At 35.5% G+C, this 22652-nt stretch carries 16 protein-coding genes; 5 read left to right on the top strand and 11 right to left on the bottom strand.

What is annotated here, in order from left to right; translation table 11 throughout:
* Positions 1-185 precede the first annotated feature (185 nt).
* Positions 186-1709 (top strand): Y-family DNA polymerase, encoded by a 1524-nt coding sequence (locus LKACC16343_RS10320; RefSeq protein ID WP_056953437.1) that lies wholly within the window; start codon positions 186-188, stop codon positions 1707-1709.
* Complete coding sequence (locus LKACC16343_RS10315; RefSeq protein WP_056953435.1) at positions 1709-2128, top strand: hypothetical protein; 420 nt, start codon at positions 1709-1711, stop codon at positions 2126-2128. Before LKACC16343_RS10320 ends, LKACC16343_RS10315 begins: the two co-directional genes overlap by 1 nt.
* Positions 2129-2167: 39 nt before the next feature.
* On the opposite strand, the gene LKACC16343_RS10310 is transcribed toward LKACC16343_RS10315, so the two are convergent.
* On the bottom strand, positions 2168-2896 hold the full coding sequence (locus LKACC16343_RS10310) for an SDR family oxidoreductase (protein ID WP_056953433.1): 729 nt from the start codon (positions 2894-2896) through the stop codon (positions 2168-2170).
* 119 nt (positions 2897-3015) lie between these two features.
* On the opposite strand from LKACC16343_RS10310, the gene LKACC16343_RS10305 reads away from it, so the two are divergent.
* Complete coding sequence (locus LKACC16343_RS10305) at positions 3016-3357, top strand: winged helix-turn-helix transcriptional regulator (protein WP_056953432.1); 342 nt, start codon at positions 3016-3018, stop codon at positions 3355-3357.
* Positions 3358-3389: 32 nt separating this feature from the next.
* Here LKACC16343_RS10305 and LKACC16343_RS10300 read toward each other — a convergent pair whose 3' ends face one another.
* Together LKACC16343_RS10300 and LKACC16343_RS10295 are read right to left on the bottom strand one after the other, a co-directional pair.
* Positions 3390-4067, bottom strand: a complete 678-nt coding sequence (locus LKACC16343_RS10300) for an ABC transporter ATP-binding protein (RefSeq protein WP_056953430.1) — start codon at positions 4065-4067, stop codon at positions 3390-3392.
* 4 nt (positions 4068-4071) lie between these two features.
* Complete coding sequence (locus tag LKACC16343_RS10295; protein WP_056953428.1) at positions 4072-5130, bottom strand: FtsX-like permease family protein; 1059 nt, start codon at positions 5128-5130, stop codon at positions 4072-4074.
* Between the two features lie 218 nt (positions 5131-5348).
* Here LKACC16343_RS10295 and LKACC16343_RS14345 point away from each other — a divergent pair, with 218 nt between their 5' ends.
* On the top strand, positions 5349-5495 hold the full coding sequence (locus LKACC16343_RS14345; protein ID WP_156638764.1) for a hypothetical protein: 147 nt from the start codon (positions 5349-5351) through the stop codon (positions 5493-5495).
* An 18-nt stretch (positions 5496-5513) separates the two neighbouring features.
* Here the strand turns inward: LKACC16343_RS14345 and LKACC16343_RS10290 are convergent, their stop codons facing one another.
* The 5 genes from LKACC16343_RS10290 to LKACC16343_RS10265 form a co-directional block, all read right to left on the bottom strand.
* Positions 5514-5984 (bottom strand): glutathione peroxidase, encoded by a 471-nt coding sequence (locus tag LKACC16343_RS10290; RefSeq protein ID WP_056953426.1) that lies wholly within the window; start codon positions 5982-5984, stop codon positions 5514-5516.
* 133 nt (positions 5985-6117) lie between these two features.
* Positions 6118-7539: an MFS transporter gene (locus tag LKACC16343_RS10285; RefSeq protein ID WP_056953424.1), complete on the bottom strand. Its 1422-nt coding sequence runs from the start codon at positions 7537-7539 to the stop codon at positions 6118-6120.
* Between the two features lie 475 nt (positions 7540-8014).
* The gene (locus tag LKACC16343_RS10275) at positions 8015-8452 is read right to left on the bottom strand and encodes a LytTR family DNA-binding domain-containing protein (protein ID WP_056953420.1); all 438 of its coding nucleotides are present in this window, start codon (positions 8450-8452) and stop codon (positions 8015-8017) included.
* A gap of 143 nt (positions 8453-8595) precedes the next feature.
* A complete protein-coding gene (locus tag LKACC16343_RS10270) occupies positions 8596-8793 on the bottom strand; it encodes a type II toxin-antitoxin system HicA family toxin (RefSeq protein ID WP_321197799.1) in 198 nt (65 codons plus the stop codon).
* A gap of 129 nt (positions 8794-8922) precedes the next feature.
* Entirely contained in the window at positions 8923-14451 is a 5529-nt protein-coding gene (locus LKACC16343_RS10265; protein WP_087721291.1) for an adhesive domain-containing protein, read from the bottom strand.
* 842 nt (positions 14452-15293) lie between these two features.
* Between LKACC16343_RS10265 and LKACC16343_RS10260 the strand changes: the two genes are divergently transcribed.
* A complete protein-coding gene (locus LKACC16343_RS10260) occupies positions 15294-19472 on the top strand; it encodes a beta strand repeat-containing protein (protein WP_056953416.1) in 4179 nt (1392 codons plus the stop codon).
* 119 nt (positions 19473-19591) lie between these two features.
* Here the strand turns inward: LKACC16343_RS10260 and LKACC16343_RS10255 are convergent, their stop codons facing one another.
* From LKACC16343_RS10255 to LKACC16343_RS10245, 3 genes are all read right to left on the bottom strand, one after another.
* The gene (locus tag LKACC16343_RS10255) at positions 19592-20254 is read right to left on the bottom strand and encodes a hypothetical protein (protein ID WP_056953414.1); all 663 of its coding nucleotides are present in this window, start codon (positions 20252-20254) and stop codon (positions 19592-19594) included.
* Positions 20255-20327: 73 nt separating this feature from the next.
* Positions 20328-21017 carry a 2,3-diphosphoglycerate-dependent phosphoglycerate mutase gene (locus LKACC16343_RS10250; RefSeq protein WP_056953412.1) on the bottom strand — a complete coding sequence of 230 codons (690 nt, stop codon included), beginning with the start codon at positions 21015-21017 and terminating at the stop codon, positions 20328-20330.
* A 141-nt stretch (positions 21018-21158) separates the two neighbouring features.
* Positions 21159-22595 carry a Rossmann-fold NAD(P)-binding domain-containing protein gene (locus LKACC16343_RS10245; RefSeq protein WP_056953410.1) on the bottom strand — a complete coding sequence of 479 codons (1437 nt, stop codon included), beginning with the start codon at positions 22593-22595 and terminating at the stop codon, positions 21159-21161.
* Positions 22596-22652: the final 57 nt, after the last annotated feature.

The raw sequence follows: 22652 nt of genomic DNA, 5'->3' as shown, positions 1-22652 counted from the left end.
AATTCCATAAAAAATAAGACCCACACAGAGTGCAATGTCTTATTTCTACAGCGTATAAATATGATATTTACTGAAAATAATTATCTATCTTTCAATTATAGACTTAATCATTTAAACGTACAAATTGTAATGGTATAATTTTAAAAAGAACGTATGTTTGTACATTTTTAAAAAGGAGTTTAGCAATGACTAAAGAAAGAACTTATATGGCAATCGATTTGAAATCTTTCTATGCTTCGGTCGAATGCATCGCACATGATTTAAATCCTTTAAATGATAATCTAGTCGTTGCTGACAACTCACGAACTGACAAAACTATCTGCTTAGCAGTCTCTCCAGCACTCAAGAAGTTTGGTGTACCAGGACGTCCTAGACTATTTCAAGTTGAAAGAATCGTCTACAAGCTAAACCGGGAAAAGATGAATAGTGCTCCCCATCACCGTTTAACCAGATATTCTTCCATCGACCGCCAACACTTATTGAAATCACCAACCCTCAAAATTGGCTATAAAGTAGTTAAACCGAGAATGAACTTTTACATGTATAAAAGTGCTGAAATTTACGGTATTTATTTACGTTTTATCGAGGCCAAAAATATTCACGTCTACTCAATCGATGAAGTTCTAATGGACGTTACTGATTATTTAGAAAAACATAATATTACCGCTCACACTTTAGCCAAAACTATTATCCAGCAGATTCAAGCTGAAACTGGTATCACGGCTACAGCCGGCATCGGAACTAATCTCTATTTAGCTAAAGTAGCGATGGATATCGTTGCTAAACACATCCCTGCTGATCAAGATGGCGTCCGGATTGCACAAATGAATGAACATCAATATCGTCAATTACTTTGGGCTCATCAACCTCTAACTGATTTTTGGCGTATTGGTCGTGGCTACTCTAAGCGTCTAGAGAAACTAGGCTTGAACACAATGGGAGATATTGCCTGCTGCTCTTTAGGAAGCTTGTCCGACGATATGAATGAAGAAATTCTCTATCATGAATTTGGAAAGAACGCTGAACTATTGATTGATCATGCTTGGGGGCATGAAACGGCTACACTTGCCGATATTAAAAACTATCGGTCTGACAATCACGGACTCTATTCCAGTCAAGTTCTAATGAAACCAACCTCTTATGATGATGGCTTAAAAATTGTTCGTGGCATGAGCGATAATCTAGCTCTCGATTTGGTTCAAAAGAAGTTAGTAACTAATTGTATTGGTCTAATCGTTGACTACGATATTAAAAGTTTGCAGATCGACAACAGCTTTAATGGCGAATTAGTTGATGATTACTATGGTCGCAAAACTCCTAAACCGGATCACAATCACGTTAAAATGTCTGCCTTCACCTCTTCATCTAACGAGCTACGACAGACTTTCAAAAAACTTTATGAAGACAATATCAACAGTAAATTGTTAATTCGACGTGTCACCCTCACCGCCAATAATTTAACTGACGAAAAATTAGCCCAGCAACAAATAACTTTTAAACAGACTGATTTATTTTCCAATACATCACAGGAAATTATCCAGGATCAACATTCTCAAATTGAACGTAATCGTGATCGTAAAATTCAGGAAACTATTCTCGATTTACAAAGGAAATTTGGCAGTCGCAACATTGTCTTGAAAGCTTCCGATTTAGTAGAAGGTTCAACTACGATTGAAAGAAACAATCAGATTGGTGGTCATCACGCATAATGGACGAAAAGAAATTAATTGAACAACAAATATTTAATGACACCTCTGCATATCAAGACATTATGGACTTACCCTACACTTCTTCTAAACGTCATTTACCAATGGAACAAATCGATCGTGCTGCGCAATTCGCCCCTTTTGGAGCCTTAGAAGGTTTCAGTAGTCTCATTAAAGATAAAACTAAAGATTATACTCGAAAAAAGTATTCCACAGCGGCTGAGGAAAAATGCATTACACAACAATTAAACTATTTAGAAACACACCCTTTAAAAGTGGATGTGAATTACTTCAACGACAAGTCCGGTTATTACGAACATCTCAAAGGATATCTTAAAAAGATTGAACCACAAAAAGGACGAGTAACTTTCGATGAAACTTCTATTGTCATCGTCAATATTCGTGCCATTAAATTAGTGTAGTAAAAAGCCTCGACTATTACAATCGAGACTTTTTTTACTCTATGAATCTTGACGTGTGGCCGCAATATCGACTTCACGAATATTAACTTCTTGAGGCATATCATACATAAACTTGACCGTTTCAGCAACGCGCTTAGGATCAAGCACTACGCCGCCCATAGTTTCTTCCCAAGCAGCATAATCCCTCAATGCTGATTTACTTGTCACATGCGTTAACAATTCTGTTTCGGCAGCACCCGGAGCCACCATCATGATACGAACATTTTTAGCAGAATTTTCTTCACGAACAGTTTCAGACAATCCATGAACACCAAACTTAGAAGCCACATAAGCAGCATGATTAACAAATGTTTTCTTACCAGCAATTGATGACATATTTAAAATTGTCCCGTGTTCACGTTCACACATATCATTTAAAACAATTTGCGTACCGTTCAAAACACCCATAACATTGGTATCCAACATCGTTTGCCATTCTTGTGGATTTTGATTCTGAACATTTCCTAACAGCATAACACCGGCATTATTAACCAAAAGGTCAGTTTTACCATATTTAGTTTCAGCCTTGCGAATAGCCTTTTCAAATTGCTTATAATCAGTAACATCAACCGAATCAAGCATGACATTTTCCATACCTGTAGCTACCTCTTGAAGTTTTTCCATCCTACGTCCTAACAGTAGCAATGGAAATCCATCAGCATTAAAAATTTTAGCAATTTCAGCACCAAAACCTGAACTTGCACCTGTTATTACAACTAATTTTTTCATATTTATATCCTCAATACTTAAAAAGATTTTTTCAACGCTTTAAAGTATAATGGCAGGTATTATGAACAACAAGTACGCACTTTCAGGTTACTAGCTGTGGAAAACTAAGAGGAAAACTTATGGCAAAATATTTAAACGAGTTTGATGCCACCATGCAAATGATTCAAGGAAAATGGAAAATCATCATTCTCTATGAATTAGCCGAAACTGGTCAGGGTCGCTTTGGTGAATTACAACGACATATTCAAAATGTTTCACATAAAACATTGGCCAATCAACTACGTGAATTAGAAGCTGACGGGCTTATTATCAGACACGACTTTGAAACTGCTGAACCACATGTTGAATATCGACTAAGTGAAAATGGAAAATCTTTGATTCCTATCTTGGATGCCATCTGTACTTGGGGTGATACTCATGTTAATCACAATTTAATTGAACGTTCCCTGTGTGACGAGTAAAAAATCCTCAACCAAATCGGTTGAGGATTTTTTTATTCTTTTTTCTGTTCTGTTAAGGTACCGTCTCGCATAACAAATACCCGATCCGTCGGTGTTAACAAACGTGTATCATGGGTAATCATAATCACACCACGATGATATTCATGAGCAATTTTGGCTAATAAGCTTACCACTTGGTTGGCTCTTTCTGAATCCAAACTAGCTGTTGGTTCATCCGCTAAAATCACGTCAGGATTATTATATAAAGCTCTGGCAATTGCGGCACGTTGGCGTTCACCACCAGATAAGTTACTAGGATAATTGGTCGCTACATCAGTCAGGTCCAACATCTTCAATAGATCGGCTTGATTCATTTTTTCCTTATTATCCGGAGTAAACTTATCAACTAATTTGAATTGTTCTTTAACTGTCAAAAACGGAATCAAGTTGGATGCCTGTAAGATGAAGCCAAATTTATTAAACCGTAAATCTGTTTTTTTCTTGGCACTTAACTTAGTAACATCTTTTCCACCGACATAGATTTCACCAGAGGTTGGTGTTTGTAATAGTCCTAAAATGGTCAATAACGTCGTTTTACCTGAACCAGATGGTCCAATAATAGCGTTGAACTCACCTTCATCGAGGGTAAAATTAGTTTTATGTAATGCTTCGACTAAAGTTCGACCTGAACCGTATTGTTTAACTACATCTTTAACTTCAATTAAATGCATAAGTTTAACCCCCTTCGATAGCTGATAATGGATCGACTTTTAGAACTTTGCGCATTGATAAGGTTCCACCCAATAGCGCCATGATCATAATTGCCAAGGTCAATAAGCCATATGCCGGCCAATTACTGTAGAATGGTACTGTCTTCGGTAATCCCAATTGAGTTGCCGCAATTGCCACTAGAGCTAAGCCAGCCCCAAGTGCCGTTAAAATCAAAATCTGATAGAATAACGCCGCTATGATTCTGGCTGTTCTGATTCCTTGAGCTCTCATGACACCGTAAAGACTGATCTTTTGAATCGTTATGATGTACATGAAAATTCCAATGATCAAGAAAGTAATGATAATCATTGCTCCTATCATAAAGGCAAAGACCATGATTTGGGCCGTATACCCTGGAATATGATTGATCAAATCAGGAATCGTAATTTGTGACAATCCAGATTTTTTGATTTTAGTCTTATCACGGACAACCAAAGCACTGATATTCTTTGCTTGATCTGATCCATATTTCAAAGTCCTAAAGGTATTCATATTGGTAAAGATAATCGGTACTGTGAAGAAACTGTTATCCTCAGTCAACCCAACAACTTTGTAGAGATCCTTACTACCATTGATCTTTACCTCTGAATTGAGCTTAATATTGTCATTACCTAGTTTCGAATCAGCAATGACTTCTTTACCATTCTTCGGCATCCGACCAGCTATCAACTTAGGGCTAATAAAACTATTCCAGTTTACACCGAAAATATTGGTATTGATCTTTTTGTCTGAATTTTTGAGCTTTGTAACAACAGTCATCTGACCAAGTGGTACCACATCCTTACTCTCATATTCCTTATAAGATCCTTCAGGAATATTTGATACTGTCAAACTCTTATTAGAATAGCTGGAAACGACTACTGATTCAGCATTCCATTGATCTACTGCCGTTCTATTTCCCCTTGCCAAACCTACAGCTAAACTAGTTAGGAAAAAAACCATATAACTGATCAGAAAGACTGTGAAAACAACTAAGAAATATCTTGTTTTATTGTGAAGAATTTCCTTTATCGCTAAAAACATATTCTCACCACCATTTCACTTAATTAACGTTTGATAAACGAAATTGCAATATAAATATATCCCATCTATTTATAGAACTACGTTGAAGCAAGCCTACCACTACAAGTTTTTTAACACAATTTATTTAATTTGTAAATAAAACAACTTATTTGCCTTAAAACATGCCTCTATATTAGAATTATTAGTTAAAGCACTTCCATTAGAAAGGTAATTAGACAATGAGTAAACCAGAGAAGAAGCTTTCTGTTTCAAAATTAAGTGAACAATCACAAAAAAAGTTAGAAGAAATTCGTCAAAAACATCACCTAAAATCCTTAGATGAAGCAGTTGAATACATGTTGGATTTCACAAAGGAAAAGAAATAGACCTCACAGTTGTGAGATCTATTTTTTTAGAGCATCTATAATCAAGTTTTCCATTTTTTCAGGTTTTGTAATTGGTGCAAAACGTTTCAACAGGTTGCCCTCTTTATCAATCAAGAACTTAGTAAAGTTCCACTTAATTCGACCCTTCCCTGATTGATCTTTTAAATAAGTGAATAGTGGATCTTCATCCAGGCCATTCACAATTACTTTGCGAGTCATAGGGAAAGTCACTCCGTAATGCATCTGACAAAAATCGCTTGTCTCTTCATCACTATCAAGTTCTTGATGGAATTGATTAGAAGGCAGACCTAAAACTTCAAGACCTTGAGCTCGATACTTATTATAAAGTTTTTCAATGGATTCAAGTTGCGGTGCTAAGCCACATTTGCTTGCGGTATTAACGATTAACAGAACCTTACCTTGATAATCTCTGAAATTAATAATCCCACCATTCATCTCAGTTTCCTTAAAATTATAAATTGGTTCCATTGCCCTACCGCCTTTCTTACTCTCTATTTTCACTACATTATACTAGAAAGGAAGCTAGTGAGACAAAGTTAGCAATTGATTTATTCGAATTGTTACTTTCGAGATTCTTTTGTAATAATGATTTCTAACTTAGTTATCGGTATTTTCTTGTAACGGCGTTATGCTTATCAATTCGATGAATCATATAAACTAAAACAATTGCAATAATTAGCAATACTAATGCTGTTAAATAAGCAAAATGCATACCACTTAAAAACCAATTTGGATGAGCCGTTGGATAATAAGCTATCTGCTTATTAGCTTTCAAACTCATACCATAATAAAGGCTAGTCGTCGCCATACTGACGCCAATACCCATACCAAGATTTCTAAATAAGGCGGCTAAACTACCAGCAATTCCCTGATAAGCCTGAGGTGCATACCCCATAATCATTGGATTATTTTGAAACCCACCGTTACCAATTCCAAGAAATAGCAACATGAACGTAAAGACTATTAAGCTATCTGTTTTTGAAACCTGCATCAAAAATACAATAGGAATAGCATAGATAAACAAGTTAACAATCGAGACACTAGCGGCGTTATATTTGTCCGTAAAATAACCGGCAATTGGTGCAGCAATTACGTTAGCAAATGGTATTGCCATCATAATTAATCCAGTCAATGAAGTACTTAATGATCTAAAATTGGTTAAGTAAAACGGCATTATAACGTTGGCATAATACCCAATTGAAAAGACTATCAAGGCACTAACTAGGCTCAAAGTTAAACGAGATATCTTAAAAATCTTGAAATTGATCAACGGTGATTTAATATGCTTCTCAGCATAGAAGAAACCAATCCAGAATATCAAACTAACCATAAAGGTCAGTATAACGGCTCGATTGCCGAAACCAATATCCTGTCCCATAAAAATACTGACAAAGAAAGTGGCTATTGCAACGGCATAGGTTATTAGACCAATCCAATCGTAAGATACTTTTTTAACTCTACGATTCTCTCTAGGAAACATAAAACGACCATAGATATAAACAATAATTCCAATTGGAATATTGATAATGAAAATCCAGTGCCAAGATAAAACACTTAGTACTAATCCGCCTAAACCAGGTCCTGAGATATTTCCTAATTGGGCAATGATACTGTTGATACCATAGGCCCGGCCACGCTGACTCATTGGAAAAATCATTGCGATAATACCAATATTAGTTGCCATACTCATACTGGCTCCAAGTCCTTGAACAATTCGCCCAAATAACAATATGTATAACGATGGACTCATCGCACATATTAATGAACCAATCGTGAAGAAAATAGTCCCCGTTTGAAAAATTTTAATGTATCCGATTTGATCAGCCATTCTTCCCCAGAACAACAATAGCATACAAATCATAATCAGATAGACTGACACAATCCATTCGGCCCGATTCATTGGTACATGCAAATCTTTAGTTAAACTAGGTATCGCTACATTAACGATACTGGCATCAAGCAATTGCATGAACGACATAAAACTGGTCGCAAACAGTGTCAAAATATTATGTTTGCTTTTCATAATTAAGCCTCTCTCACTAAAAATACACTATTAATAGTAGACTTTTTTTAATGTCGTTGGCAACCAAAGCATTAACGTTGACGTAATTGATTCAATTCCCGTGCCATCTTTTCATTTTGATATTTTCTATAAAAATAAAAGAATATTACATGAAGAAGTATCGTTACACATAGAATTACCAACCAATATGGCAACGTTAGATGAAAAAGAATTTTTGAATAAAGATATAAAACAAAATAACCCGTCAAAAAATTTATTACCGAAGACAGAATAATACTTATTGGCGCAATCCAAGTACTGTAATTCCAAATATACGGATAAATAACACCAAATATCAAACTCAAACTAACCGAAATAAGCAAAATGTTCCAAAAAAAAGTTACCTCCATTGTTTGCCTTGTAAATCCAGTTAGAAAAACAATCCAAATAATTGTCAGTAGAGTTCCTTGAATAAAGCGATTCTTATATTGTTTAATCATCTTAAATACTCCCGAATTTTTTTACTAAAGTGTCGACTGACAACAAAACTCTCTCCATTGTCAGTGTAAACTTCTAAGCGCGCGTACTTTCCATTTTTAAAACTAACAATTTTATCTAAATTGATCATAACTGAATTGCTTATTCTCAAAATTCCATATTTTGTTAAATATTCTAAATCCTTCAATCTACCTTTCAAATAAAAAACGTCTTTGTCAGTGGTATAAAGTTTGGACAAATTATCCATGGCCTCAATGATAAGAACATCTTCAATTCTCAATTTTGACTGTCGACTATTTTGGGGATCAATTACTTCTAAATGTTTCGTCTCTAAATTCTTTTCAATAGTTGAAATCAGTTCATGATTATTAGGATGCATGCGAATCCCAATTTCATCAGTGGCATAATCATCGATTAGCTGATAATTAATTTTCATAGGCTCCTCCTCTGTTTAAAAAAATACCATCCAAATCTAGATTCGTCAGCACTTTTTTAACTTGTTACACTAATTTAAATTTCGATACAAAAATAAGGCTATGTAATGACTCTTTCCATGAAAAGTTCATTACATAACCTTATTTAGATATCGGTAACCTTAATACCAGCCTGCTTCAAAATTTTGCTCTCAATTCCATGTTCGAGCTCCTTATCATGATGTATCGGCACTGGTAGCGTCACATTGGTATCGGGATTATACATTTTTAAGTGCGATCCATTCTGCGACTTTTTAACAAAACCATGTTGTCGTAGTATTTTCACGATTTTCTGGGGTTTCATTGCCATATTATTACCCCCTCTCATATATCATTGTACACAATATCAGTCCAGTTCAAAAATAATAGACTCGACAACGCAAAAAAACACAAAGCCATCAACTAGACTTTGTGTCTTTTATATTAACTATTTTTATTGATTCTCTCTTTTCTTAAATACTTTTTTGAACATAACTACAATCAATGCTAATAATGCACCTCCAATTGAAATAATACCTGCAGTTTTTTCACCAGCTTTCGGTAACATTCCAGTTTTATTAGATTTTTCAGCCACATTTTGACCATCAGCATTGTTAGATTTCACAATACTTCCGTTACCAATTACTTGACCACTGGATGATAGACCGTTTCTATTTGAAAGACTTTCATTTTGTAATCCTCCACTCGAATTAATACCACCAGATACAACTGAACTTTCAAACTCACTATTACCAGATTGTCCACTACTATTGTTACCAGCATTACCATCCGTGTTGCCGCCGTTATTGTTATTTCCGTCGCCACCACCTGTATTGCCGCCGTTATTGTTATTTCCGTCGCCGCCACCTGTATTGCCGCCGTTGTTGTTATTTCCGTCGCCGCCACCTGTATTGCCGCCGTTGTTGTTGTTTCCGTCGCCGCCACCTGTGTTGCCGCCAGTATCATTAGCACCAACGTTTATTTGAACAATATTACTATTCTTAGAGTACTGACCATTCTTAGCCACCACTTTAACTCTTACTTGATCATCTTTGTTTAATTTACCAGTTTCTACAGTAAATTTACCGTCTGAACCAATTGCACCGGTTCTCTCAGATCCATCAGACAAGATGACAACTACTTCAAAATCTGTTCCTTCCGGAACTGGTTGATTAAATTCAACCGAGCCTGTCACTTGTGTGTCACCATCAATAATCGAATCAACGGATGGTGCTCTAACTTCATAATCATTCAGAGGGTTATCGATTGATGGCAGTCCAGAATCAACGAGTACTGAAACTTTCTGACTAGATTTTTCAAAGTTTGTATTTCTCGCAATTATTTGTACGTCTACATATTCTCCGCTGTTCCATTTTTCAGTGTCAATTGAGAATCGTCCATTTTCATCAATACTTCCCGTATGTGGATTGCTATTCGAAAATGGTTGTACGTCTGCCAACATAAAGCTTCTTTGCATTCCATTAGACAAAGTTACAACTACTTCAAATATTGTTCCCTCTGGAATTGGTTGATTCAAGACAACTGAACCATTTACTTTCATATCACCATCTGTAATCTTATCAACCACTGGTGTTGCTACTTCATAGTCTTCTAATGGGTTGATTTCTTCTTTTTCACCTACGGTTACTGAGATTGATGCACTGTCCTTAAAATAGCCATCGTTTTGCGCCGTAATTCTAATTGAAATAATCTCCCCAGTATTAAGGGCAATCGTTTCAATACTAAAATCACCATTTTCATCAACCCGTCCTTTCACTTCTGTGCCATCAGCAAGAGTTGCCACAGCTTCAAAAGTTGTTCCCTCTGGAATTGGTTGGGTTAAATTCACTGAACCATTAATTGTGGTTGCACCTTCTAATACTTCATCAACTATTGGTGCATTAACAATATAATTTGCTAATGGATTAGTGTCAGGGATTTTTGATCCTACTGTCACTGAAATTGGGCTACTTTCTTTTTGGTCATTACCGTTATGAGCGACGACTTTAACCGAAACAGTATCTCCTTCTTTCAATTCACCAGTTTCAACAGTAAATTTACCATTCTCATCAATCTGTCCCTTCACTTCCGTACCATCTGGTAAAGTAACTATCACTTCAAAACTAGTTCCCTCTGGAATTGGCTTTGTCACTTCCACTGAACCACTAACAGAAGTATCTCCAGATACAATTGGATTAACTGTCGGTGAAGCTACATTATAGTTTTCCAATGGATTGGTTACTTCACTTGTAGGCTCGACAGTTACCGAAATTGAAGCTCCATCCTTTGTATATTCGCCATTCTCGGCTGTAATCTTAACTGATAGAATATCACCTTCGTTTAACGAACCTGTCTCTACAGTGAAACTTCCATTCGCGGAAACTACGCCTACCTTCTGGCTACCATCTGTTAGTGTCACTACTGCCTTGAATGAAGTTCCTTCTGGAATTGGTTGTACTAGTTCTACCGATCCATTGATAGAGGTAGAATCCGCCTTGACTGGAGTAACTACGGGCTGTGATACGTCATAGTCTGCCAATGGATTCCCCGCTTCAATTGCTGGACCAACGATTACTAATACTGGACTACTGTCCTTCTGATTATTGCCATTATGAGCAACAATTTTAACTGAAACAGTATCTCCTTCCTTCAATTCACCAGTACTAATATCAAAGTTACCAGTTTCATCAATTTGACCTTTTAGCTCACTACCATCTGGAAGTGTAACTATAGCTTCAAATGTTGTGCCTTCCGGAATTGGTTGTGACAAGTTTACTGATCCAGTAACCGATGTATCTCCCGATATAATTGGATTAACTACTGGTGAAACTACATTGTAATTTTCCAGAGGATTGGTTGCTTCTGATGGCCGCACGTTTACCGAAATAGAAGCACTATCTTTAGAGTAATCTCCGTTCTTAGCTGTCACTTTAACGGAAAGAATTTCATCCTTTTTCAAAGCACCAGTTTCAACTGTGAATTGACCATTTTCATCAACCGTACCCATCTTTTCAGTTCCATCAACCAACGTTACAACTGTCTCGAAACTCGTACCCTCCGGAATTGGCTGGACTAGATCAACTGATCCTTTAACCTGCATATCTCCTTCGGTAACTGTATCAACTGAAGGTACTGAAACTTCATAGTTGCTCAAAGGATTAGTCTCAGTAATTTCTGGTTGTACAGATATCATCACAGGTGAGCTTTCTTTTGTATTCTCACCATTAATTGCTACAACCTTAACTGAAATAACATCTCCTTCTTTTAGCTCCCCTGTTTCAACCGTGAAATTACCATCAACATCAACTATAGCTTTTTTCTCATTTCCATCTGGCATCGTTATAACGGTTTCAAACGTTGTACCTTCTGGAATTGGTCGTTCCAGTGTAACCGAACCACCAACTGACGTATCACCCGATGTAACAGGATTAACTACTGGCGAAATCACATTATAATTTTCTAATGGATTTGTTACCTTGGCTGGCTGCACCACTACTGAAACAGAAATACTATCTTTCACGTTATTGTCATTATGAGCTCTGATCTTTACAGATAGGATTGCATCTTTTTCCAAAATTCCGGTTTCAATTGTAAAATCACCATTTGCAGCAACAGAACCTGTTTTCTCAGTTCCATCAGCTAAAATTGCTACTGCTTCAAATGTTGTATTCTCCGGAACAGGTTGTACTAAATCAACTGATCCTTTAATCTGTTTATCTCCTTCAGTCAGAACATCGACATCCGGTTTCGAAACTTCATAATCATTTAATGGATTCGTCACTTCAATCCCTGGTTGAACAACTATTGATACTGGAGAACTTTCTTTCGTATTCTCACCATTAGTTGCTACCACCTTAACTGTAATAGCATCTCCTTCTTTTAACTCTCCTGTTTCAACCGTGAATTTTCCATCTGCATCAACTGCGGCTTTTTTCTCACTTCCATCCGGCATCGTTATAACAGCTTCAAAAATTGTACCTTCTGGAATTGGTTGTTCAAGTTCAACTGAACCTTCAACTGATGTATCACCATCCACAGCAGGGTTAATAGCTGGTGAAGACACATTATAGTTTTCCAACGGATTAGTAATTTCAAGTGGCTGAACTGTTACTGCCGTTGAAGCACTATCCTTAGAATAGACATCATTTTTAGCTCTAATCTTTACAGATAAATTATCCTTCTCCTTTAATTCACCGGTATTAATTACAAACTTGCCATCTTCTGCTACTATTCCTGTGGCTTCAGTTCCATCGGATTGAATAACCACAGCTTCAAAAGTTGTGCCCTCAGGGATTGGTTGATTTAAAGCTACTGTACCTTTTATAGAAGTATCTCCTGCATAGGCTGAATCAACCGTTGGTGTAGCGACGTCATAATCAGCTAACGGATTTTCAGTTCCTATTGTTGCTTGGACAGTTACCGATACTGATGAACTTTCTTTAGTGTATTCTCCATTCGTTGCCACTATTTTGACTGATAAAATATCACCTTCGTTCAACATTCCTGTATCTAAAGTAAAATTACCATTTTCATCAATCTCTCCACTTACTTCTGTACCATCTTTAAGAGTAGCAGTTGCATTAAATGTTGTACCATCTGGAATTGGTTGATTTAAGGTTACCGAACCTTTTATAGAAGTATCTCCTGCATAAGATAGCGATACTGTAGGAACACTTACCGAATAGTTTTCTAATGGATTCTCACTTGTCTGACCTGCTTGAACGGTTAAGGATGCAGCTTCACTATCTTTAGTATAAGCACCATTCGTAGCCTTAATTTTTACGCTAATGATCTGATCTTTTTGTAAGACTCCAGTTTCAATTACAAAACTTCCACTAGCATCAACATTACCGCTGATTTCAGTCCCATCGTCTAATGTTGCAATTGCAGCAAAAGTTGTTCCCTCCGGAATCGGTTCATTGAGCGCTACCGACCCGCTAATTGTTGTTTCTCCCTCAGTAGCCGGATCAAGACTTGGTAAAGCCACTTCATAATCAACTAATGGATCAACCGCATCGTTAGGGAAATTCAAAGTTACTGGTTGTCCTTCTTGATCTATCAGTGAAATGATATCGGCTGATAAAACAGCATTACTAATAACTGATGCCCTCACTGTTGTTGTAGCTGTATTAGGGTCACTAACTGTCGTTGTCAAAGTACCACTAGTTTGACCCAGAATATTTGCATTTAAAGCAGAACTTAAAATTGTTGAACTTCCATTGGCAATCTCATCAATTAAATCAAAGAGCGGTGTCGTACTACGTTTAAGCACTGTTAAGGCCGTATTAACAACTGGATTACTTGAACTAATACCATTGACCGCATCTTCTAAACCATTAAAAAGTGATGAGTATGCCTGATTAACATAATTACCTAATCCTTGTGTGAAATCGACTGAAATAGTTTTACCATCGGCTGAAACTATACCTGGCAAGGTATCATGATAGCTTCCTAATTCCTTTAATCCTTTTAAATCATCAATTGCATCTTGCAAACCACTAACATCCACGCCCAATAATTTAACTGCCCCGGCAAAAACATCAACAGCTGCCTCTACCGCTGCAAATAAAAGATCCACTCCAGGAACATCCGCAGGTACAATTGGCAATAACTGAGCATCAATTTGAACTGTCGCTCCTCCCACAACCTTTCCTTGTAATTCAGGTGGCAAAGAATAAACTAATACCTTTTTATCAGCCACTCCAACACTTGCTAACCCCATCCCTGAATATTTCAAGGATAGATCATAGTTTCCCTGTGAATTAGGTGTCATGGTATTTCCAGTTGTAGAAACCAAGCTGGCATTACCTAAAACTGAAATATCGGCTAAACCAGCCGTCGGCATGATAGTACTTTCTTGAGCTTGTTTATGATTGCTTTCTACTGCTGCACTCACCACTCCTGAGCTAGCGTTCATTAATAATAGAACTCCACTCGAAGTATATAGTGTTACATTCAATGCTTTTTGTTTTTTAATAGCCATACTCTCACCTCTAATATATTTGTGATTTATTTAACAATTACTAGGTTAGCATTTATAAACATCCCTGTAAACAAATATCATATTATTTTTATAATATTTTTCTTATATTTAAATCAAAACATCATTTAATTTAATGAACTTTTAAAGTCATATTTTGCCCACAAAACAATCTTTTGTTAATATTCATATTGAAGTTTCGGCCTACTAATCCCATCAAATTACCATAACCTGAAACTAATCATTCTTTTAATCTAATGGTCAATTTGCAACATTATTTCTCAATTTATTAGACTAATTTTTTGAGAGATCACTATACGACATAAAAATAAAAAGGCCATATTTTCATATGACCATCAAGAAATATTAGTTCTTTGGATAACAAATTAATTCATAATTAATGTATATTACATTTGGAGGATATTTTGAAAAGACTATATAATTTCAACAATCGAATTAATATTTTACTTAAGCTTAAAATTTTGAAATTTTTATTGATAAAAAACGAATCATTAATAATTTAGGATATTTCTTTTTCAAAATACTTTCCACAGTACTTCATAGAAAATGCTTGAATTCATAACGATGTTTTTAGTTTATCTATCCACCTGCATTGATACCAGACATTAAAAACATCAATGATGTTGTGAAAAAGTACCCTTGGATCAATCTAAGGATACTTTTTATTATCATTAATAATATCTTTTATATGCTTAATTAATTGTTCTATTAATGTAACTTATAATACTTTATATATATAAAATTAATTCTTTTTGTGTTTTTTAACATTATATGAAATATAATTATTAATAACTTAAGCGTTTTAATTTTGGAGGGAAATATTTATGAAATTGAATAAGTCACTAATAGCTACTATTGGTATTTCATTCTTTTCGACAATAGTACTTGGCAATTTAAATATTCAGCAGGTCAAAGCTGATGCAAACAATCCATCAATAACCAGTACTTCTAAGGATAACTCCTCTACAAGTTCTTCTAGTACTTCCAATCCTACCGATTTTGCTAGTTCTAACAGTCCCTCTAATTCAAAAAATAATTCCAATTCCACTGATTCTTCAACTCCCTCTACCCTCACTAGTTCCCCTGATCCTACAGCTAATTTAAATTCCATTGGATCAAATTCTGAAGATACTTCTAACACCGTCGACAACGTTAGTTCTAATAATGCTTCAGATTCCACATCTACTAACAGTAATGAGTTGCAACAATCCAACATTACCCTCACTGATTCAAATGGGAACAAAGTAATTAATAGTAAAAACCAGGAGTTTTCCCTTTCTGACAAATATAAAGTTGGAACCGATATTACCAGTTTATTACCAGACGATTTAAAAAAAGCCTATAAAATAGATGCTGGTCAAAACACAACTATTACCGCAGGAACTACTGATTATAATCTAAAAGTTACCGCTAACAAAACCAACCTGATTATGAAAGTCTATGGCAAGAATAGCGATGGAGCGGGTTCCGGTAATACAACTTACAATGTTCCATATGGAACCCCCGTTACTTTAGCGTATAGTAACGGTTTGGGTAGTGTAGACAAATATGTCTTCAAAGGCTATGCGTTTACAAAGTTGGTTGATAGAAATGGCAATGATCTTCCCACTGCTAATGGCAGCACAATAACTTTTACTTATGATATGCCTGCAATAAGTGATACTGACTCTTCAAATGTATATATTATTTATGCCATTTATGATATTCCAACTAACCAGTCTTTAAATGTCAACTATTTAGATGACCAGGGTAAACAACTATTTACTGACTCTTCAAAGAAATATAATGATGGAACCGATATTTTAACTGGTGATTCAATTAGTAATTTCTCTAATTTTTTAAACATCGATAATAAAAAATATACCTATTGGAAAATGGATCCTACTTTGCCTTATACCGTAACTGATAATAATTCGTTAACAGTTTATCTATTAGAAAATGATCTCAACTATACTACCGTTAACTATACAGACGAGAACGGTAATACAATTTATACCGACAAATTGCGTGGTGAAGTCGGTCAGACTGTAACTCCTAAAGATATTGCGACTATAAATCCTTCGTACCATATGGTAGATTCCATTAAAGATCATACGGTTACAGAAAAGAACACAACTCTAAACCTTCACGTTTCAGATGTACTTACTCTTCATCTTGTTCAAAAGGTCAATGGAGATATTGTCTTTGACTCTCAGACTACTAACAAAGCTTTTACGAAAATATTGCTTAAAAATGACGTTAAAGATATTGATTCAATCAGTTACGGTATAGACGATGCAGTCCAAGCCACATTCACTTCAGATCAGTTAACCGAATTTGACACAATAAGTACCCTTCTAAATATGTTTCCCTCTGCGGGTCTCAACTATGCTGTCATAAACTACAAAACAAGCGATGCCCCAACTGTTTCATACCAAGATGAAACTGGTAAAGAAGTATCCAATTTCACTCTAACTACTACTTCCAACGCTATCCAAAGTATTAAAGACAATGTTCCACCTTATTACTCTCTTCTTGATGAAGACAATCCCTATACTGTTAATAAAGATGGCAAAATAATATCCACAATTAAAAATAATTCTGCTTCAAGCATTTCAGGTAAAAATATTACATTATCTAACGGACAAAATTGGAATCCTGACGATACTATTTCTTCAGTTACCCTAGCTGATGGTACAAACATGACCGCCGAAGAGATAGCCGCTGCCATTAAGGACGGAAGTATTACAACAACTATTACTAACTCCGACGGCAACACTATTGATTCTCTAGATACCACTAAAACCGGTAAATATTCAGTCACCTATTCTTATAAAGATGTCACTGGAAAGACGGTTTCATCACAACCAATTACTCTAACTATTGAGGCTAAAGATTTTAGTGGTATCGTTGCTAAAGACTCAACCATTAAGAATGGTGCTTCTTGGCAACCTAGTGACAATATTTCTTCTGTAACTAAATCTGATGGTTCAGATATGACCGATGAGGAAATAGCCGCTGCTATCGAGAATAAAGACATCACTACAAGCATTGTTGATGCTGATGGCAGTACAATTGATTCATTAGATACTACCAAAGCTGGTAAATATACTGTTACTTATTCTTATAAAGATGATACCGGCTACACTGTTTCATCTCAACCGATCACTCTAACAATTAACGATAAAGATAAAGGTGCCATTACTACTAAAGATTCCACAATTGAAAATGGTGCTTCTTGGCAATCTAGTGACAACATTTCTACTGTAACTAAATCTGACGGTTCAGATATGACTGACAATGAAACAACTACTGCCATTAAAGATGGAACTATTACAACAACTATCACTGATTCAAGCGGTAATACAGTTGATTCTCTAGATACCACTAAGGCTGGAACTTATAAGATTACTTATAACTATAAAGATGAAGGCGAAAATACCATTAGTGCATCATCCACATTAACTATTAATGTTAGAGACCAAAGCAGTATCACTGCTAAAGATTCCACAATTAAAAATGGTGCCTCTTGGCAACCTAGTGACAATATTTCCTCTGTAACTAAATTTGATGGTTCAAATATGACTACCGATGAAATAGTCATTGCTATTAAAGATGGAACTATCACTACAGCTATTACTGATTCTGATGGTAATACGGTAAACTCTCCAGATACTACTAAAGCTGGTAAATATACAATTACCTATACTTACACAATTAATGGAAAAATTGTTTCGTCTCAACCAGTTATTCTAACCGTTAACGCTAAAGATCAAAGCAGTATTACAGCTAAAGATTCTACAATTAAGAATGGTGCCTCTTGGCAGCCTAGCGACAATATTTCTTTCGTAACTAAAACTGATGGTTCGGATATGACTACCAACGAAATCAACGATGCCATTAACAATGGTTCAATTAAGGTAACCATCACCGACCCAAGCGGAAATACCGTTACCTCAATCGATACGACTAATGTCGGAGATTACAAGGTTACTTATACTTATACGGATGATAAGGGTAATTCAACTACCATCAACCCACCAATCACCGTAACAGTAAGTAATCCTGTAGTTAATAACAGTGCTTTATCAACCAAAGATAGTACATTGAAAACCGGTAACACTTGGAATCCTGTAGATAATGTAAAGACTATAGTCGATTATTCTGGTAATAGTTTAACAGCTAGTCAGGCTTTAACTGATAAGACTCTTACCTATACCATCCAAGATAGTACAGGTTCTACAGTAGATTCAGTTGACACAACCAAGGTCGGATCTTATAAAATAACTTATTCATATACTGATACTACCGGAAAAGTTTTAACGTCCACAGCTACCATAACAGTTACTAAAGATCCGGCTGACAACAATGGCTCCAACAGTAGTGGTACAGGCAATTCCAATAACAATTCCACTGATCAACCCGACAGCAATAACTCTGACGATACTGAAATTTTTAATGGAACTATTACCATTTCAACAATAGATGCCAAAATATATGATGACAAAGGTAATTTTACAAACTGGACACTTACTTTGGACTCCAATTGGTTAACCGATAGAAAAATGAGTTTAAACGGTCAGACCTATTACCGTGTTGCCACTAACCAATGGGTTAAAGTTAGTGATACCTATGTTTATTATAATAATACAGGCTACATCAAAACTTACTCTGGCAACTATCCCTTAGTCGATTCACAGGGTAAAATTATCGCGAATGCAAGTCTAAATGCTAACAGCAATTGGCGCTTTGATAGATACGCTTATTTCAATAATCAGAAGTATTATCGTGTCGCTACGAATAAATGGATCAATGCTGAAAATGTTTTTGAATACCAACCAATCAGTAAAATTCTTAATACAAAAATTCATGTAAAAATATTTGATAGTGACGAAAATGTGGTAAGAACCATTTCATCATTGAGTCTTAAGACTGATCAAGCAGCAACAATCAATGGCACTAAGATGTATCGTGTTGCTACAAATGAATGGATCAAAGCTACTGATGTGAAAAATTTATATTAGTTCAAAAAAAATAATACCGACCGGATAGCATTTTAAGTGGCTATCAGGTCGGTATTTTTGATTAAATACAGCTATCATCTTTAAATATAGTTTTGTTGAGTTTTTTAAATGAATCAATTCTATTTTAATTTATTAATAGATATTTTGATTGGTTTGACATATTTGAATTCATATTTATCATCTGGAATATTTTCATTGGAATATTTTCTATTCTTTTTCATTTTCTTCCAGTATTTCCAATCAAAAATTTTACCTACCAATGCCAAATTTTTTTGCTCTATCCTCTTTAATTTAATTGATTTAACATCATGTTGTATTAGTGGAGTTGCACTAGCACTGTTGATAATATAATGTTTATTCATTTTCGGTTGAACAATACATAACCAGTGCGAGTTCGTAAAGTGAGTATGTTTTTCAATTATTTGTATTAAAATAAATTCATTATTTTTTAAATCATTAACATTTTTAACAAGATCATCATCCAAAATTTTCATATTTACACTATATTCAGATGCTAAAAGTGACTTTTCATTATTACTTTTAAGATAATAATCATCTAAAGCCTTTACGGCTACGTTACTATCGAAAAATTCACCGACATATGAACACTTCTTCTCTTTTGTAAAAAAGTTCAGCATATTTTTAGCTAACTGGGATAATTCTTTATTCTCATCTCTGCTACCTGACACGTATTTTAAACCATTAACGAATTCATAAATTAAACAGGTCGGTCCGTCTTGTTTTATTCGTCTAAAAATTTTATTATCTCCTTTATTCACCATTTATACAAAAAAACGCCCACACAGATTTACTCTGTATATAGGCGTTTTTTATTAAAAATAAACTAATCAAAAATTAGTTAAGCTTCTTCTTACTTACAACGTTCAACTTGTCATCCAAGTCATAAACAACTGGTTCACCAGTTGTCATTTCAACATCCATGATGTCAGCATCAGAGATATTTTCGATGTACTTAGTCAAAGCACGTAGTGAGTTACCATGGGCAGCGATGATTACGTTCTTGCCGTCTAATAGCTTAGGAGCAATTTCATCTTCCCAGAATGGAATTACACGTTCCAAAGTAACTTTAAGGTTTTCACCACCTGGAACAATTCTTGGGTCCAAGTTTGCGTAACGACGATCGTTAGCTGCTGAACCTTCGTCAGTAGCTTTCAATAGTGGAGGTAATGTATCGTATGAACGTCTCCAGATATGAACTTGTTCATCACCGTATTTTTCAGCTGTTTCAGCTTTGTTAAGACCTTGAAGTGCACCGTAGTGACGTTCGTTAAGTCTCCATGTCTTTGTTTCAGGAATCCATAATTGGTCACAGCCTTCAAGAGCGTAGTGCAATGTCTTGATAGCACGTGTCAATACTGATGTATAAGCTTGGTCAAATTGGATGCCAGATTCTTTAAGAAGTTTACCAGCGTTTTGAGCTTGCTTTACACCTTCTTCACTTAAGTCAACATCAACCCAACCAGTAAATTGGTTTGATAAATTCCATTCACTTTGTCCGTGACGAATGAAAACTAATTTTGCCATTTATATGATCCTCTTTTCATTTCTTTAACAATCTACATTTTACACGATATTGCCAATAAAAAAAAGAGAGTGACACCTAATTTAGCCTAAAAGACTAATTTTTGGCATCATTCTCATGAAAAAAATATTTTTAATGAAAATTTATTTTTGTTCTTTATAAATTGGTGTCTCGATTTCCTTTAAAGTTGTGATATCCATCTTGTTCTTGGCATTCTTATTCAAGTAAGTATTTACTTGATCAGTTCCAGCAATCACTGCAGAAACTTTATCTGTACCATCAATCAAACTGGAAATTCTATCAGCGTTTTCACTTTGTTTCATTACAATTGGAATCACTTCAATCCCATTATCACGTAGTGACAAGAGCTTCTTATAGAAGTCTGAACCAATCGAAACGAAGATAGTCGATGTACTTTGTTTCAAGGCCTGATTCTTAAGCCACCAGATAATTAAATCTTCATCACTGTCAAATGTACTCATCAAGACGTTACCTTCACTGAAGAGTTGAATATAAGGCTCGTCACCTGTATAACTCTTGATCAAGACAAGTGTTCCATCTTGGCGATAAAAGTTCTCGCGAACCACTTTGTTGGCATTACGATGATCGTAAAATTGTGTGGCAGAGATAACTCCGTTAACGTCAAAAATATCACGACTTAATACTTGTTCATCTTTATAGTGACGAATAATTTGTAGTTGATGATTGGAATCACGAGAAACTTCCATAACTAATTTATCGTTAGCATCCAAAATTTTATCAACTTTATCAGTCACATGTTGAACACGATAATCAGCATCAAATGGTATCTCAGCAGGCGTGATAGGTACATTCAAGTCACGACCTTGCAACTCATTGTACATATTCAATAAGTAAGCATTCCCATCAACGAAACCGGCATTTTGATAATTCATCCAAGTTGCGTCAATTTGGTCATTATAAGTAACAGAGATTGCATTAGCCAATAATCCCCGATCAGCTAAAGTCATTGTCATCTGTTGCCACATTGATGTGACATCACTATCTGGATTGGCAGGCAAATCATCAGTAAAGACAAAATAGCTTGTATTAGGATCCAAATAGATCTCATTAGCCATTTCATCAGTTCCAAACCATTCTTTCAATGAATCATTGATATCATTGATACGGTCAGTTGCCTGTCTTCTCTCATCAATTTGGTCACTACCAACCGTTCTCAAAAGATGATTGCAATAGCTACGGTCAGCTAATAATTGACTACGTAATTGTGACTTAAGGTCAGCACTTTGATCCAAAGTATTTTGTAAACTTTGTTCAGTGTATTCCCAATCCTCATTGCCAGGTTGTCCCGGTTGAACCGGTGCTTGTGCTTGAGGTTGAGGCTCTTGTGGCCCAAAGTAGTAATTATTGTTGCTACTATTAAAATCTTGATTGTTAGGTGTAAATTGAGTCCCCATCCCCATATTAGGGTCATTATTGAATTGGCCTTGACTAGGATCAAAATTATTTTGGTCTGGTTGTTGAGGTGTCTGATAAGAAGAATTATTCGGATCAGAATAATTATCATCGTTGTCTTTCTTTTTTCTATCAAAAAATGACATAACTTAATCTCCTATCTACGTCAGTTAGTTATCTCCATTATATATGACAAGTTTTCT

The sequence above is a fragment of the Companilactobacillus bobalius genome, from assembly GCF_002179915.1.
In the GTDB taxonomy this organism is placed as follows: domain Bacteria; phylum Bacillota; class Bacilli; order Lactobacillales; family Lactobacillaceae; genus Companilactobacillus; species Companilactobacillus bobalius.
The sequence above is the reverse complement of the archived record's forward strand: the minus strand, read 5'-3'. Positions and strand labels throughout refer to the sequence as shown.

Coding starts and splice junctions, on each gene's coding strand:
- LKACC16343_RS10320 (WP_056953437.1), top strand. CDS start 186: ATGACTAAAGAAAGAACTTATATGGCAATCGATTTGAAATCTTTCTAT.
- LKACC16343_RS10315 (WP_056953435.1), top strand. CDS start 1,709: ATGGACGAAAAGAAATTAATTGAACAACAAATATTTAATGACACCTCT.
- LKACC16343_RS10310 (WP_056953433.1), bottom strand. CDS start 2,896: ATGAAAAAATTAGTTGTAATAACAGGTGCAAGTTCAGGTTTTGGTGCT.
- LKACC16343_RS10305 (WP_056953432.1), top strand. CDS start 3,016: ATGGCAAAATATTTAAACGAGTTTGATGCCACCATGCAAATGATTCAA.
- LKACC16343_RS10300 (WP_056953430.1), bottom strand. CDS start 4,067: ATGCATTTAATTGAAGTTAAAGATGTAGTTAAACAATACGGTTCAGGT.
- LKACC16343_RS10295 (WP_056953428.1), bottom strand. CDS start 5,130: ATGTTTTTAGCGATAAAGGAAATTCTTCACAATAAAACAAGATATTTC.
- LKACC16343_RS14345 (WP_156638764.1), top strand. CDS start 5,349: ATGAGTAAACCAGAGAAGAAGCTTTCTGTTTCAAAATTAAGTGAACAA.
- LKACC16343_RS10290 (WP_056953426.1), bottom strand. CDS start 5,984: ATGGAACCAATTTATAATTTTAAGGAAACTGAGATGAATGGTGGGATT.
- LKACC16343_RS10285 (WP_056953424.1), bottom strand. CDS start 7,539: ATGAAAAGCAAACATAATATTTTGACACTGTTTGCGACCAGTTTTATG.
- LKACC16343_RS10275 (WP_056953420.1), bottom strand. CDS start 8,452: ATGAAAATTAATTATCAGCTAATCGATGATTATGCCACTGATGAAATT.
- LKACC16343_RS10270 (WP_321197799.1), bottom strand. CDS start 8,793: ATGAAACCCCAGAAAATCGTGAAAATACTACGACAACATGGTTTTGTT.
- LKACC16343_RS10265 (WP_087721291.1), bottom strand. CDS start 14,451: ATGGCTATTAAAAAACAAAAAGCATTGAATGTAACACTATATACTTCG.
- LKACC16343_RS10260 (WP_056953416.1), top strand. CDS start 15,294: ATGAAATTGAATAAGTCACTAATAGCTACTATTGGTATTTCATTCTTT.
- LKACC16343_RS10255 (WP_056953414.1), bottom strand. CDS start 20,254: ATGGTGAATAAAGGAGATAATAAAATTTTTAGACGAATAAAACAAGAC.
- LKACC16343_RS10250 (WP_056953412.1), bottom strand. CDS start 21,017: ATGGCAAAATTAGTTTTCATTCGTCACGGACAAAGTGAATGGAATTTA.
- LKACC16343_RS10245 (WP_056953410.1), bottom strand. CDS start 22,595: ATGTCATTTTTTGATAGAAAAAAGAAAGACAACGATGATAATTATTCT.